The 14,228-nt window shown below is 49.4% G+C and carries 17 protein-coding genes; 10 read left to right on the forward strand and 7 right to left on the reverse strand.

The window, feature by feature from the left end; translation table 11 throughout:
- The first annotated feature begins 45 nt into the window (after positions 1–45).
- The 4 genes from GWK09_RS10685 (at position 46) to GWK09_RS10700 (ending at position 2,138) form a co-directional block, all read left to right on the forward strand.
- Complete coding sequence (locus GWK09_RS10685) at positions 46–555, forward strand: RNA polymerase sigma factor (protein ID WP_163693382.1); 510 nt, start codon at positions 46–48, stop codon at positions 553–555.
- Positions 542–961 carry a FecR family protein gene (locus GWK09_RS10690; protein WP_163693383.1) on the forward strand — a complete coding sequence of 140 codons (420 nt, stop codon included), beginning with the start codon at positions 542–544 and terminating at the stop codon, positions 959–961. The genes GWK09_RS10685 and GWK09_RS10690 overlap by 14 nt, the downstream gene beginning before the upstream one ends.
- Positions 962–972: 11 nt before the next feature.
- Entirely contained in the window at positions 973–1,521 is a 549-nt protein-coding gene (locus tag GWK09_RS10695) for a DUF4252 domain-containing protein (RefSeq protein WP_163693384.1), read from the forward strand.
- A gap of 77 nt (positions 1,522–1,598) precedes the next feature.
- Positions 1,599–2,138, forward strand: a complete 540-nt coding sequence (locus tag GWK09_RS10700) for a DUF4252 domain-containing protein (protein WP_163693385.1) — start codon at positions 1,599–1,601, stop codon at positions 2,136–2,138.
- A gap of 59 nt (positions 2,139–2,197) precedes the next feature.
- Here GWK09_RS10700 and purB read toward each other — a convergent pair whose 3' ends face one another.
- Both purB and GWK09_RS10710 read right to left on the reverse strand, forming a co-directional pair.
- Entirely contained in the window at positions 2,198–3,556 is a 1,359-nt protein-coding gene (purB, locus tag GWK09_RS10705; RefSeq protein ID WP_163693386.1) for an adenylosuccinate lyase, read from the reverse strand.
- A 76-nt stretch (positions 3,557–3,632) separates the two neighbouring features.
- Positions 3,633–4,328, reverse strand: a complete 696-nt coding sequence (locus GWK09_RS10710; protein WP_163693387.1) for an SIR2 family NAD-dependent protein deacylase — start codon at positions 4,326–4,328, stop codon at positions 3,633–3,635.
- A gap of 44 nt (positions 4,329–4,372) precedes the next feature.
- Between GWK09_RS10710 and GWK09_RS10715 the strand changes: the two genes are divergently transcribed.
- From GWK09_RS10715 to GWK09_RS10725, 3 genes are read left to right on the forward strand one after another with little or no spacing between them, the layout of a single operon-like run.
- Positions 4,373–5,029, forward strand: coding sequence for a TrmH family RNA methyltransferase (locus GWK09_RS10715; RefSeq protein ID WP_163693388.1), 657 nt, complete (start codon positions 4,373–4,375; stop codon positions 5,027–5,029).
- Positions 5,030–5,074: 45 nt separating this feature from the next.
- Positions 5,075–5,608 (forward strand): SRPBCC family protein, encoded by a 534-nt coding sequence (locus GWK09_RS10720; RefSeq protein WP_163693389.1) that lies wholly within the window; start codon positions 5,075–5,077, stop codon positions 5,606–5,608.
- Between the two features lie 2 nt (positions 5,609–5,610).
- Positions 5,611–5,991: a VOC family protein gene (locus GWK09_RS10725; protein ID WP_163693390.1), complete on the forward strand. Its 381-nt coding sequence runs from the start codon at positions 5,611–5,613 to the stop codon at positions 5,989–5,991.
- A 3-nt stretch (positions 5,992–5,994) separates the two neighbouring features.
- Here GWK09_RS10725 and GWK09_RS10730 read toward each other — a convergent pair whose 3' ends face one another.
- From GWK09_RS10730 to GWK09_RS10750, 5 genes are all read right to left on the reverse strand, one after another.
- The gene (locus tag GWK09_RS10730) at positions 5,995–6,810 is read right to left on the reverse strand and encodes a metallophosphoesterase (RefSeq protein ID WP_163693391.1); all 816 of its coding nucleotides are present in this window, start codon (positions 6,808–6,810) and stop codon (positions 5,995–5,997) included.
- A gap of 46 nt (positions 6,811–6,856) precedes the next feature.
- Positions 6,857–8,548, reverse strand: coding sequence for an alpha-amylase family glycosyl hydrolase (locus tag GWK09_RS10735; protein ID WP_163693392.1), 1,692 nt, complete (start codon positions 8,546–8,548; stop codon positions 6,857–6,859).
- 166 nt (positions 8,549–8,714) lie between these two features.
- Positions 8,715–9,503, reverse strand: coding sequence for a carboxypeptidase-like regulatory domain-containing protein (locus GWK09_RS10740; protein ID WP_163693393.1), 789 nt, complete (start codon positions 9,501–9,503; stop codon positions 8,715–8,717).
- A 61-nt stretch (positions 9,504–9,564) separates the two neighbouring features.
- Positions 9,565–11,331: a DEAD/DEAH box helicase gene (locus GWK09_RS10745; protein ID WP_163693394.1), complete on the reverse strand. Its 1,767-nt coding sequence runs from the start codon at positions 11,329–11,331 to the stop codon at positions 9,565–9,567.
- Positions 11,332–11,483: 152 nt separating this feature from the next.
- Positions 11,484–12,089, reverse strand: coding sequence for a non-canonical purine NTP diphosphatase (locus tag GWK09_RS10750; RefSeq protein ID WP_163693395.1), 606 nt, complete (start codon positions 12,087–12,089; stop codon positions 11,484–11,486).
- Positions 12,090–12,164: 75 nt separating this feature from the next.
- On the opposite strand from GWK09_RS10750, the gene GWK09_RS10755 reads away from it, so the two are divergent.
- From GWK09_RS10755 to GWK09_RS10765, 3 genes are all read left to right on the forward strand, one after another.
- Positions 12,165–12,617, forward strand: a complete 453-nt coding sequence (locus GWK09_RS10755) for a methyltransferase family protein (RefSeq protein ID WP_163693396.1) — start codon at positions 12,165–12,167, stop codon at positions 12,615–12,617.
- A 106-nt stretch (positions 12,618–12,723) separates the two neighbouring features.
- The gene (locus tag GWK09_RS10760; protein ID WP_163693397.1) at positions 12,724–13,326 is read left to right on the forward strand and encodes a hypothetical protein; all 603 of its coding nucleotides are present in this window, start codon (positions 12,724–12,726) and stop codon (positions 13,324–13,326) included.
- A gap of 5 nt (positions 13,327–13,331) precedes the next feature.
- Positions 13,332–14,030 (forward strand): DUF3307 domain-containing protein, encoded by a 699-nt coding sequence (locus GWK09_RS10765; RefSeq protein ID WP_163693398.1) that lies wholly within the window; start codon positions 13,332–13,334, stop codon positions 14,028–14,030.
- Positions 14,031–14,228: the final 198 nt, after the last annotated feature.

The raw sequence follows: 14,228 nt of genomic DNA on the forward strand, positions 1-14,228 counted from the left end.
TAACACAGCAGGAAGATGCTTTACGTCACAACCGATCAAAAACTAATGACACAGTCAGAATTCGTAAATCTGGTTATGCCCTTCAAGGATAAGCTCTTCAGACTGGCCAAGAGACTGCTGGTCTCGACGGAAGAAGCTGAGGATGCCACCCAGGAAGTGCTGATGAAATTGTGGGACAAAAAGAAAGGTATTCACGGATATCGCAATGTAGAGGCTTTTGCCATGACGATGACCAAGAATTTTTGCCTGGACCGATTGAAGTCCAAGCAGTCCGGAAACCTGAAACTCGTCCACAGCAATTATGCAGACGAAAGGAGTTCTCTGCAAAAGGAGGTCGAAGTACACGACAGTGTGGAGTGGGTCGGAAAGATCATGGAGAACCTGCCTGAGCAACAAAAGTTAGTCCTGCAATTACGGGACATTGAAGAATACGAATACGATGAGATTTCGGAAATGCTGGACATGAAGCCCACCGCAGTAAGGGTAGCCCTGTCCAGGGCCCGAAAGGCAGTAAGAGATCAATTAATAGAAAAACACAGCTATGGAATCCAATAGAATAGAACAATTACTCGAGAAGTACTTTGAGGCCCATACCACGGAGGCCGAAGAGCGGGATCTGAGGAAATACTTTTCCGGAGATCAGGTGGCGGAACACCTGGAGCCCTATCGCCCCATGTTCGCCTATTTCTCAGAAGCCAAGCAAGAACGATCCGTCCGGCAGGTTCCACTAAAAACCAGAAGACACTTGTATCAGTGGATTTCCGTTGCAGCGATGGTCGTTTTAGTAGCAGGCGTTTATTTCGGAAAGCAATACCAGGAGAGGAAGGAAGCGGAATACGCCTATCTCCAGACCAAAAAGGCCCTTGGGCTTCTGGCTGCCAACCTGGACCGTGGTAAGGAAAAAGTGGCCTATTTACATGAATTTGAAGAAACAAAACAAAAGATTTACAAAAACAATTAAAAAACGAAATCATGAAAAAGTATATCGCAATTATCGCCCTGGCCTTGTTGCCATTCACGGGAATGTCCCAGTCTATCTTTGACAAGTTCGAGGATATGGACGAAGTGAGTTCGGTCATCGTCAACAAGAATATGTTCGACCTCCTTGTAAAAATGGACGTCAATGTAGACGAACCCGAGGCCAGAGAGGCCATGGAGATCGCCAAGAGCCTCAGCGGCCTGAAAGTATTTGTCACTGAGAATAAGGGTATCTCCGCAGACATGAAGTCGACCGTAGACCGCTACCTGAAGAACTCTTCCCTGGAGGAACTCATGAGGGTAAAGGACAAGGACGCTAACGTCAAATTCTACGTAAGAAAAGGGAAGGATGATGACCACGTCAGCGAACTGCTCATGTTCGTGACCGGGATGAACAATTCAGATGTAAAGGTCAATGATCGCAAGATCGAAACCGTACTCCTCACTCTCACAGGAGATATCGACCTCACCAAGATCGGTGCACTGACCAAGAAGATGAATCTTCCCAAGGAGTTGAACCAGATCGAGAAAAAGAAATCCTAAACACATGGGGATGATGGTTACGGCCGTGCTCTTCGCAGCAGGGCCGTGACCCATTCTCTAAAACGAAGACAAAGACCATGAAAAAATTAACTGCCACCCTGCCTGTACTAACATTTATCCTCTTGTTGGGCTGTTCTTCCACCCAGAGCCTTCAGGAATACTACGTGGACAACGCGGAGAATCCCAATTTCATCTCCCTGGACCTTCCGGCGAGTATCCTGAACCTGGACGAGGTAGATCTTACCGAGGAACAGCGCACCGCTGTCGAATCGCTGCGCAAGCTGAACATTCTCGCCTTTAAAAAAACGAGTTCGAACTCGGCGGAATACGAGGCTGAAAGGACTAAGGTGAATGCCATTCTGAAGAATTCCGAATTCAAGGAATTGATGAAGCTGAACTCTTCCTATGGCAAGGGTTTCGTAAAATATCTGGGGGATGCAGACGCCATTGATGAGGTGGTGATATACGGCAATAGCAACGAAAAGGGATTTGCCCTTATTCGCGTCCTGGGGAAGGACATGAACCCCGCCCATCTCATGCAGCTGATGCAGGCAATTCAGAAATCCGATTACAAAGGAGAGGGCCTGGGAGAGATAGGTCAATTCCTCAAGGGATAGAACGAAACTCTTCAGAAATGCTCAAAACCTGCCTTATCGGGCAGGTTTTTTTATGCAGATCAGATCCCGGTATAATTCTGAGGGCTGATGGCCTTCAATTCCGATTTCACCTTTTCAGGGACCTTGAGGGTATCTATAAAGCGGGCGATAACATCCCGAGTGATGGCTTCGTTCGTCCTGGTGAGCTCCTTTAAGGTCTCGTAAGGGTTAGGATATCCTTCTCTTCGCAGGATGGTCTGGATGGCCTCAGCGACGACTGCCCAGTTATTCTCCAGATCTGATTGGATCTTCTGTTCATTCAACAGAAGTTTTCCAAGGCCTTTGAGGGTAGATTGCAGGGCGATGAGGGTGTGGGCAAAAGGCACCCCTATATTCCGAAGGACCGTGCTGTCTGTAAGGTCCCTTTGCAGCCTGGAAACAGGCAGCTTGGCAGAGAGGTGTTCAAAAAGCGCATTGGCAAGGCCCAGGTTCCCTTCCGCATTCTCAAAATCGATTGGATTCACTTTATGCGGCATGGCCGATGAGCCCACTTCCCCTTCCTTGATCCTCTGTTTGAAATAATCCATGGAAATATAGGTCCAGATGTCCCTGTTGAGGTCTATCAGGATGGTGTTGATCCTCTTCAGGTTGTCAAAGAGGGCCGCCATATGGTCGTAATGTTCGATCTGGGTCGTGGGAAAGGAATGGTACAATCCCAGTTCCTCCTGGACAAAGGATTCCCCAAAGGCTTTCCAGTCGATCTCAGGATACGCTACCCGGTGGGCATTGAAATTCCCGGTGGCACCCCCGAATTTGCTGGCATGGGGCACTTCGGAGAGGAGTTTTAACTGTTCTTTCAAACGGGTCACGAATACTTCGAATTCCTTCCCGAGTCGGGTTGGGGAAGCAGGTTGCCCGTGGGTCCTTGCGAGCATGGGTACCGTTTTCCACTCCTTTGTCTTATCCTCAAGGGTATTGAGGAGTTTCTCAACCCCTGGCAAATACACGACCTCGATCGCTTCCTTTACAGAGAGGGGGATGGCCGTATTATTTATATCCTGGGAGGTGAGCCCGAAATGGATGAATTCCTTGTATTGAGATAAACCCAGGGCATCGAACTTCGATTTCACAAAATATTCCACAGCCTTTACGTCGTGGTTGGTGGTCTGTTCGATCTTTTTGATCTCGAGAGCATCTTCCGTTGAAAACTGCTTATAGACCTCTTTCAGGGATCCGAAACTGGAAGCTGGGATCGCTTTCAGCTGTGGCAGCGGAAGCTTCGCGAGGGCGATGAAATATTCGATCTCTACGCGCACCCTGTACTTCATTAAAGCTTCCTCCGAAAAGAAGGGAACCAGGGAATTTACCTTCTTCTTGTAACGGCCATCCACAGGGGAAATAGCCTTGATCTCTGTTGAAAGATGGGTCGATGAACTCATAGCTTTAGGAAAGCGCAAAGATAACTATTCCTTTTTAGTTTGAGGGGATGAGATCGCAGGCCTTTTAAGGGGTAGTTCAGCCAACTGTTTCAAGTAGTTGGGATACCAGTTCGGGAACGCCTTCCGAGGCCTTGCGGGGGATGAGGTGCAGGTTGAGACCGCGGGTGGGTGTCAGCGCAGGCCTGGGGTCCACGAGGTAGATCGGGGTCCCTTCACTTGCGTAATAAAGGAGGGAGGCCGCAGGGTACACCTGTAGGGAAGTTCCCACGATGATCAGGATATCGGCCATGGAAGTTAGGCTTGCGGCATGGGGCAAGAGAGGTACTTCCTCCCCGAACCAGACGATGTGAGGCCTCAGCTGGCTTCCTGCTTTACACCTGTCTCCGAGATGGAGGTCTTTTTTCCAATCGTACACCGTATAGGGAGGAGCCGTACTTCTGACCTTGAACAATTCACCGTGCAGATGGAGGACCTGGCTGCTCCCTGCCCTTTCATGGAGGTCGTCCACATTCTGGGTGACGATGTGGGTGTCGAATTTCATTTCCAGTTCCACCAGAGCCTCGTGACCGGCATTGGGACTCGCCTGCAGCAGTTGTCTCCGCCTTTCGTTGTAAAATTCCAGGACGAGTTCAGGATTGGCACGGAATCCTTGGGGGGAGGCCACCTCCATTACGTCATGCCCCTCCCACAGGCCGTCGGCGTCCCTGAACGTCTTCAAACCGCTGTCTGCGCTCATACCGGCCCCGGTGAGTACCGTGATCTTTTTCCTCATCCAGCTCCTTTTCCCTAAAGATACGTTTTTCTTATATTCGGATCATGGAAGATCCAGGCCTGATCGCTTATCTGGAGTCATTCATTTCCGAGGGTCGATTAGGGCGATTCGAAGAGGTGCTCCAATGGCGCACCCGGTACGTTACGGTGGCGATGGAGGACGTGTACCACCTTCACAATGCAAGTGCCGTGATCCGAACGGCTGATGTATTCGGTGTGCAGGACGTACATGTCATTGAGCGCAGATTTGGGAAGAGACTCGACAAAAAGATCGCCCTAGGCGCGCAGAAATGGACGGATATCCACAGGTACCCGACCACAGAGGACTGCCTGATAAATTTGAGGAAGAACGGATACCGCATCATAGCCACCACCCCAGATAAGGATGCCATATCGCTGAAAGACCTGAAGACTGAGGGAAAGATGGCCTTTCTCTTCGGGGCTGAAAAAGAAGGCCTCAGTGAAGTAGCCCTGAAAGAGGCGGATGAGAGGATCCAAATCCCCATGGTAGGTTTTACGGAAAGTCTCAATGTTTCAGTGGCGGCCGCGATCATCCTTCACTCGGTGACGGCTTCCCTGTATGAATCCGAGGTAGACTGGCGTCTGAATGAAGCGGAAAGGGAAGAAATCCGCAGGACGTGGATCAAAAGGTCCATAAGGAATCTCGATAAAATTATTTCCCGATACCACCAGGAGCGATAAGAAGATTTCGTATCTTACTGTGGTAATCAACTAATTGATATCCAAATGTATACAGCACTCTATATCATCCTTGTTCTGGTGGCCGTTATTCTTTTCCTGGCCCTGATCGCACCCAAGTCATACGACGTGAATCGCTCTATCGTCATATCCAGGCCCAGGAGCGAGGTATTTAATTATCTGAAATCCCTTAAGAAAATGGATGAATGGTCTCCCTGGGCCAAAAAAGATCCGAATATGGAAAAGAAATTTACAGGTACTGACGGAGAGGTGGGAGCCATTAGCTACTGGAATGGGAACAAGGACGTAGGGGAAGGCGAACAGGAGATCACAGCCATTGAGGAAGGGAAGCGCGTTGAGGGTGAGCTCCGTTTTTTAAAACCCTGGAAATCCACTTCGGATTGCTACCTGATCACGGAGGACGCCCCGGATAGCAGTACTAAAGTAACCTGGGGCTTTAAGGGAAAAAATAAATTTCCCATGAGCATCATGATGCTTTTTATGAATATGGACAAAGCAGTGGGCAAGGACTTTGAGGAGGGCCTGTCTAACTTAAAAACAAAACTCGAAAGGGATTCATAAAGATGGAAGCGAATATGGTAGGGTGGTTCGAGATCCCCGTGACCGATATGGACCGCGCCCGGAAATTCTATGAAGAGGTATTTGACCTGAAGATACAGGTACAGGATCTCAACGAATTACAGATGGGCATATTTCCCTTTGCCGAGGGTAAATCCGGAGCCTGGGGTGCTCTGGTGAAGCACCCGGATTTCTATCATCCCAGCACGTCTGACGGGCCTTTGCTTTATTTTTCGAGTAAGGATGTCAAGATACAGGCAGACAGGGTGGATCGGGCCGGAGGAAAATTGTTACAACCCAAAAAACTCATCAGCGAAGGGGTAGGGTATATGGCCCTTTTTGTAGATTCGGAGGGGAACAGGATAGCCCTGCATTCACGTCATTAAACTCTAGAGATAAAAGATCGGGGCTTCCGATCGTGCACCAAAACGGATAGGGAGATAGCTGGTTCCCACGCCTTTGGATACGTACATGAGGGATTCCGCGCTTTTATACCACCCGTTCAGATACTTGCCGCTACCGCCTGGCTTATAAAATTCCTTACCGAAGAACTGGATCTGCCCCCCGTGCGTATGGCCGCAGAGGATCAATTTTATGGGAATGTTCAATTCCCTGTTCAGCAGGTCGATAGTATCCCGGTATTCAGGGCAATGATTTAAGATGATGGTTTCGATCGCGGGGTCTGCATCTTTCAGTGCTAGGGCGTAGTCGGGATTGCCGTTCAGAAAATCGTCAATACCTGTGATGTTGTAGCGCCGACCTCTTTTCTCAAAGGGGATGGTCTCGTTGACCAGCAATTGACCATTGTATTTTCCAAAGAGTTCCCGGTAGTCCTGATGTCCGATATGGCCATCGTATTCCTTGTTTCCCATAACCACCACTTTGGGAATATCCCTCGGGATCATCTCGAGGAACTCCTCGAGCAGTACCAGCTGATTTGGGCGGTTGATGGTATCCCCTGTAAAACACAGCAGATCGGGTTTTTCCCTGCTTATCCGTCGGGCGATCCAGCTGTGGCTCACCTTCATTTCACGGAGGTGCAGGTCAGTCAGTTGAATGAGTTTAATATAGGGTCCGCCTGCCTTTCTCAAGTCGTGGCGCGACCAGTTCACCAAATAGGTCTCTATCCAGAAAGCATCCAGGAAAATAAATCCGGTAATACCCAGAAATGAAAGGATGATAAATTTCCTACGACTGATATTCATTTTGACAGGGTTTACTGGCCGTTCCGGTATATTCCAGGGCGACCTGTCACGGCTGCGCAAGCTCGAGGAGTGCCACCGGATAAGGGTTATCCAGGGTCACCTTGCCGTTCTTGACCTCTACGCGGGTCTCGGAGTAGGTGTCGAACAGGAAGGTACCATCCCCGAAAAATCCTTTGACCCAAAGGGATTTCTTGCCCTTGGGAAGATCCAGCCCAACGACCACTTTATCCCGGTATTCTCCGTCGGTATAGGTTCTGCTGAAGACGTACGGTTTCCTGGCGAGTCGTTTGTGCCTGCCTGCCCCGATAGCGGGGTGTCTGCTCCTGAACTTACCCAGTTTTTGCCAGTGGGTGAGAATGGCTTTTGTGTTCACGCTGTCTAATTCCTCCCAGTTCATAAAGGACCTCAGCGTGGCATCCCCTTCAGTACCTTCTATGGTCAGGTTCCTGGAGGTCTCATCACCGTAATATACCTGGGAGGCTCCAGGTGTAAGCAATAATACGTTTGCCGCGTGGTATGGCTGTTTGCGCTCCTTGTCGAACGGACTGCCATCGTCGTGGGAGGTGAGGTAATTGAGCACACTGATGCCGCCCATTTCAGAATGCAGCAGGTCGCTGTATTTCTTAAAGATCTGTTCGTAATCCTTACGGGCATCCGTCTTGAGTTCAAAGTTGATCAGGCTCTGGAACCCGAAGTTGAAATAGTCTACTTTTTTGTCCCCGAAATCGAATTCCCTGCCACCGGAGATCCCGTAATTGTATACTTCCCCTACCATAAAGAAGGGGTTCTCGTCCAGGACCTCGTCCTGATGTTTCTTCTTCCAGTTCTCGAAGGCATAGGAAGCTTCCTTGTACAATTCCGCCCAGGCCTGCTCATCCACGTGTTTTACAGTATCTACCCGGAAACCATCGATTCCCAGCTCGTTGACATAATCGGTCAGCCATTTGATGATATAAAACCTCGGGGCCCGCGGATAGCCTGTTCTGTCGAAGAACAATTGCAGCTCATCGAGCTCCATGCTCAGTCGGCCTTCCCTCTTCCACTTCGCCAGAAGGGCATCAGGGAGGTCAACGGGGCCGTTCTCTGCGGTCCTGATATCCGGGAGGTTATCCACGAGGGTACAGGCCGTGGTGGTCTCGTAGCTCTGAAATGTGCAGGTCGGTTCCGTAATCACCCATTCCTCGGGCCATACCGGATCCTGTTCAGTGACGGGTCCAGTGTGATTGAGGACCACATCCATCAGGATTCGGATCCCTTTTTTATGGGCCTTTTTGACCAGGGTCTCCAGGTCTTTCTTCGTGCCAAAATTGGGATCGAGGGCAGTCCAGTCCTTCGCCCAGTAGCCGTGATAAGCATAGGTATTACCCGTACCCTCGTCGGTATCCCCGTGGACCTGTTCCACCACTGGCGTGAACCAGATGGCATTGATCCCCAGATCCGTAAAGTAACCTTCTTCTATTTTTTGTGTGATCCCCTGCAGGTCGCCCCCCATAAAACCGCGAAGGGTACCGGTCTCATGCACTCGATCGAAATTGATATCATTATCAGGATTCCCGTTGTTAAAACGATCTGTGAGCAGAAAATACACATTCGCAGCATCCCAGCGAAAAGGCACCATTTCCTGGGTAGATTCCGTAACAGGCTGGGTTTCGAGGGAGACTTGCTCGGCAGTTTCTTGTTTTGGCTTGCAAGAGCCAAAAAGGGTCACTAAGCACAATAAGGCCAGTGTTCTATTCATGAAGTATCATGTTTGAGGAATGCCCATCTCACATAAAAGCCCCGCTCCACGGTATTTCCGCAAGGCCGAAACAAATGTATAAGGCACTTTAATTTTCGCCTAAAACTATAAAATGATACTGGATAAATAAAATTTATTTGACGCTGCCCCTGGGGCACCCGATCACCTATTTCTTCCGGTTGAGGACCTTGTATTCCTCGTAGCAGCTGCTCATGGCATCCAGGATCTGCAGGTCATTGGCCGTGGTGATAAAGGAATTGGAAAAATTGCAGTTGGAAAGGATATCTTCGATATCTACTTTTTCTAATTGTAGAAGTTCGGTCAGGGTCTCCCGGTCGAATTTTGAAGCCAGCAGGTCTCTGATCTCGTCATCTTCCTTGATCAGGCGGAGTTTTCGCATTTGGTTTGGCCGCTTTCCAAAAAGGTTCCGCAACAGGTCGGCGGGATTGAGAATGGCCCCAAGGACCTTGGTGACGGCGCTCGGGTTCTTATTACCCGCCTCATAGCTCTTGGAAAGGCCGGATATGCTGTATTGATAGGCCGTATTGATGGGCAGATTCTTCACGTCTATCTCTAGGTATCCGGTGAGTTGGTAAGGCCTAACTATCACTTCTTCCAGGGCATAGGCAAGCTCTGTCAGGGCTATTTTCGTATCCCCGAACCGGAACATGTCATTGGTCACCCGGATCTTCTGGGATTTGAATCCCAGATAGGAGAAATAAAGGGTGTCATTTACGGCGGCTCTGATCGTAAACTCCCCTTCTGCATTCGTGATGGTCCCTATTACCTGGTTTAGGTTTACCACGTGAACGCTTTCCAGAGGTTCTTCGGTCTGGGCGTTGATCACCAGGGCAGTGAATTCCTGCAGCATCTCACTTACAGGTTCATCCTGTGCTCTGAGCACGAACGGGCCCAAGGCCACGCCGATCAAAATAAGTAGTTTCTTCAATCTCATGCTGATGGCACGAATAAACCAAAAATTCCTTTTTCAGGATTCATCTTTAATATACAATTAACTAATAGAATCCATCTCTGAATTTATTCTTTGTCTTTCCGGACCTCCTGCCGCTTTTCTTGTCTTTCGTCCTTCGGCCCATCTCTTCCCGTTTCCGGTCCTTCTTCCTTCTTTTACCCTTGTCCCGGCCTTTTCTTCCGCTGCTATCTGGACTTTTGGAAACTTCCACATTCACGAACCGGCCATCGACCTTGAAATCCTTGAACGTGCTCAGGATCAGATCTGTAAGGGAAGCATCCGTGTTGAAGAATGAAAAGCTGTCCTTGACATCTACCCTGCTGACGTCTTCCTTACCCACACCCAAGGTATCCTTGAGGAAGTCCTTAAGGGACATCCAGTCGTACCCATCCTTTTCTCCCACGTTGATGAAATACCGCACAGAATCGCCCATGTCGGAATCTGATCCGGGTACGTCCGCATGCTCGCCAGAGCGCCCGGAACCTTCAGAACTGTTGAGGTCTTTTACCTTGCTGTAATAGGTGTAGAAACGCGAGAATTCCACGGAAACGATCTTCTTGATCAGTTCTTCCCTGTCTATCCCCTCCAGAACGTCGTGGATAGCGGGGAGGTAATGGTCCACGGCTTCATTGATCTTTGTATTGCGGATTTTGCTGGCCAGATGGTACAGTTGTATTTCACAGATCTCCATGCCAGATGGGATCTTCTTGGCCTCAAATTTCTGTTTGATGATATTCTCAATCGTCTTGATCTTCCGCAATTCGCTCCTGGTGATGATGACCATGGAGATCCCGGATTTTCCAGCCCTGCCGGTCCGTCCACTGCGGTGTGTATAGGTCTCAATCTCGTCAGGGAGCTGATAGTTGATGACATGAGAGATGTCGTCCACATCGATGCCCCGGGCTGCCACGTCCGTGGCTACCAGCATTTGTATCTGGTTTTTCCTGAAGGAATTCATGACCAGATCGCGCTGGTTCTGGCTCAGGTCGCCGTGAAGTGCCCCTGCATTATAGCCATCCTCTATCAATTTTTCGGCTACCTTCTGGGTATCCCTTTTGGTACGGCAGAAGACCACGGAAAAGATCCCGGGATTGGCGTCTGCCAGTCGTTTTAGGGCCTCATACCTGTCCCTGCCACTGACCACGTAGTATTCGTGCTGTACTGTATCCACTCCCGTGTTCCTTGCGCCAACGGTCACCTCCTTCGGCTGATGCATGAACTTCTTTGCGATCACGGCAACCTCCTTGGGCATGGTGGCAGAAAACAACCAGGTGGATTTCTCCTCCGGGGTAGTGGACAAGATGTCTTTGATATCCTCGTAGAATCCCATATTCAGCATCTCATCCGCCTCATCGAGGATACAGTACTCGATCTTACTGAGATCTATCAGGCCACGGCCGATCATGTCTTTCATCCGACCAGGGGTAGCTACGATGATCTGGGCACCCCTCTTGATCTGTTTGGCTTGTTCCGTGATGCTGGCACCTCCGTAGATGGCAACGATATTAAGGCCTTTCACATACTTGGAATACAACTGCATTTCATTGGTGATCTGCAGGCAGAGTTCTCTGGTGGGGGAGAGGATGACCCCCTGTGTGGTGCGGCTTTCGCTCTCTATTTTCTGGATTAAGGGAAAACCAAAGGCAGCGGTCTTGCCTGTCCCGGTCTGGGCCAGGGCCACAAGGTCCGTATCGTCTTCCAGTAAGATGGGAATGGTTTTTTGCTGAACTTCCGAGGGAGTTTCAAATCCGAGGTCGGACACAGCCTGTAACAGGGCTTCGTTAAGCCCCAGCGCTTCAAATGAATTCATATAAGGTTATTTTTCGCAATCGCAAATACGGATGTTGCTTAGAGCGAATATCGAAATAACGTTATGATCCTCAGCGCAACACATGCTATACCAGCGGCTATAATTAAGCGGCAAAGGTACTGCTATTAATCGACACGTATTGAGATAGAGGCCTATTTATTCCTGAAATCTTCACTTTGGGGAAAGTGGCGCTTCAGATGGAGTAGCAATTTGGCAAAAGCCCTCGCCCTGTGGCTGATCCGGTTTTTTTCAGGAAGGGAAAGTTCCGCAAAGGTTTCCCCGTAGCCCTCCGGCTGGAAAACGGGATCATAGCCAAAACCCTTGTTTCCCCGGGGGAACTCTGTGATCACACCCTCGACTTCTCCCATGAAGAGACGGGACTCCTCATGGGTGCACAGGGCGATCACCGTGGTGAACCGGGCCTTCCTGTTAGGCTGGCCCTGCAGATCCTTTAATAGCTTTTCCACATTTTTGCTGTCATTTTTCGGAAGTCCCGCATAACGGGCGGAAAAAACTCCCGGAGATCCGCCGAGGGCGTCCACTTCCAGCCCCGTATCATCTGCAAAACAGGGCATCCCGTAGTGTTTCAGGACATGGGTCGCTTTCAAAAGGGCATTTCCTTCCAGGGTGTCTGCTGTTTCAGGGATCTCCTCCCGGCATCCGATATCCTCCAGGGTTCGAAGGGTGATATGTGGAGGCAGGACCGCTTGAATTTCCCTTACTTTATTGAGGTTATGGGTAGCAAAAACCAGTTCCATGGCGCTGTATTTTTTAGGGTTGGACTGCCGAGTCCCCAAAAGTAGTAATTTTGTTCCCTGAGACCCGAAGACCCTATGAAGTTAAGAGTACCTCCTGCCGTCATTTTTTTGTTAACAGCCCTGTGCATGTACCTGCTCGCTGAGTTTCTTCCGGTTGGGTACTTTGATTTCTTTGGACGTGAGTACCTGATGAAAGCGTTGGTAATTCTGGCACTTATCGTGTCTGTCGCGGCACTCGTGCAGTTTTTCAGGGCACGGACCACGGTGGATCCTATGAATCCGCAAAGAGCTTCTGTACTCGTCACCAGGGGTATTTTTTCCATTTCCAGGAACCCCATGTATCTCGCTCTTTTGATGGTCCTGCTGGCCTGGGGACTTTGGCTCGGGAATGCTTTCAATGTTCTTTTGGCTGCCGGATTCGTCACGGTGATGAACCGCGTACAGATCAGTCGGGAGGAGGCCAGCCTTTTGGATAAATTCGGTAACGAATACAGGCATTACTGCCTTAAGGTGCGCCGTTGGTTCTAGGGGCGGATGTCCCAAATCGGTTTTGTGAAATAATCCCTGCAACTTATCGTTTCATATATTAGTATTTATGCTTATATTTTGTTATATTAGCTTATAAACTTATTAAATGATCGCAGTACTAACCGGAGATATCGTAAATTCTGGGCTCTATCCGGGTGAAAAATGGATGCCTGTATTGAGGGAGGTCCTTGGCCGTTTGGGTGCGCAGCCGGAGGAGTGGGATATTTACAGGGGGGATGAATTTCAGGTAAAGACCCCGTTAGATAAGGCCCTGGAAACGGCCTTGCTTTTAAAATCGAGTCTTGCGTCCTTCAGGAACCTCGATGTCCGACTCGCCATAGGCTTAGGGGACGAGACCTTTTCCGGCCAGAAGATCACCGAGTCTAACGGGTCGGCTTACCGGAATTCGGGCCGACTCTTTTCAGAACTGAAATCAGGCAGACAGTCCCTCGCTCTCAGGAGTAAATGGGAGGAAAAGGATGAGGTCATAAACCTGATGCTTCGTTTGGCCTTGAGTTTTATGGACGAATGGACTCCCGTTTCAGCCGAGACCGTGGCGTGGACCCTTTTGCATCCCCATAGTTCACAAGAGGAAATGGCCACCCACTTTGGGATACGGCAATCTGCTGTGAGTCAGCGCCAAAAAAGGGCTAGGACAGACCTGGTGTTCGAATTACTCGATTTTTATCGTACCTTTTACAAAGAATAGATGAAATGACCCTGTTTATTAAACTCCTGCTCGCACATTTGCTGGGTGATTTTCTCCTTCAGCCCGGAAAATGGGTGATCCACAAATCGGCCAACAAGATAGGGTCGCCTTACCTCTATTTACACGTCCTGATCCACTTCTCTCTGGTGTTGATACTCCTTGGGAATTACACCCACTGGCGTATAGCGCTGGTCATTGCCCTATCTCATTTTGTCATTGATCTGGGTAAGCTCTACTCCGAATCGGCATTTACGAATCGGGCCGTCCCTTTTGTGGTGGATCAGTTTCTCCATTTACTGGTGCTTTTCGGTTGTGCGTATTACGGAAATATCATAGGGCAGTTGGATTATTTACTGGGGCTGGTGGATTGGGGCCTGGTGACTGCCGTCTTCTTTCTCACCTTTCCGAGTGCCATTCTGATGAACATCCTTCTTGAAAAGATGTCGGATCAGATCTCCCTGGATCACAAATCTCTGCCCAACGCAGGGAAATATATCGGAATGATAGAGCGACTTTTCGTGCTTATCTTCATACTCACCGGTCGCTGGGAAGGCATTGGCCTGCTGATCACCGCCAAATCCGTATTCCGCTTTAACGACCTCAAAGAGAGCAACAGCCGAAAGCTCACAGAATACATCCTGATCGGGACCTTGCTCAGCTTTGGCCTGGCCATCGTTACCGGATTGATCTATCTGAGATTCTGATGGGGTTCGGTCCGGGTAACCTGCTTTGATGCAAACTAAGGTAACACGAAAATGGATCACGGGTCCAAGACCGTCTGCTAACTTTTGGGAATTGTCACTAAACACGGTATAAAACGGCAGATTTTAGAGGAAAACCGCACTAAAATTCAGGATCTTTTACTTTTCTCTCCCTTTGATGTGAGCCTCCTTAATTATTCC

The sequence above is a fragment of the Muriicola jejuensis genome, assembly GCF_010671595.1.
Classification (GTDB): Bacteria; Bacteroidota; Bacteroidia; order Flavobacteriales; family Flavobacteriaceae; genus Muriicola; species Muriicola jejuensis.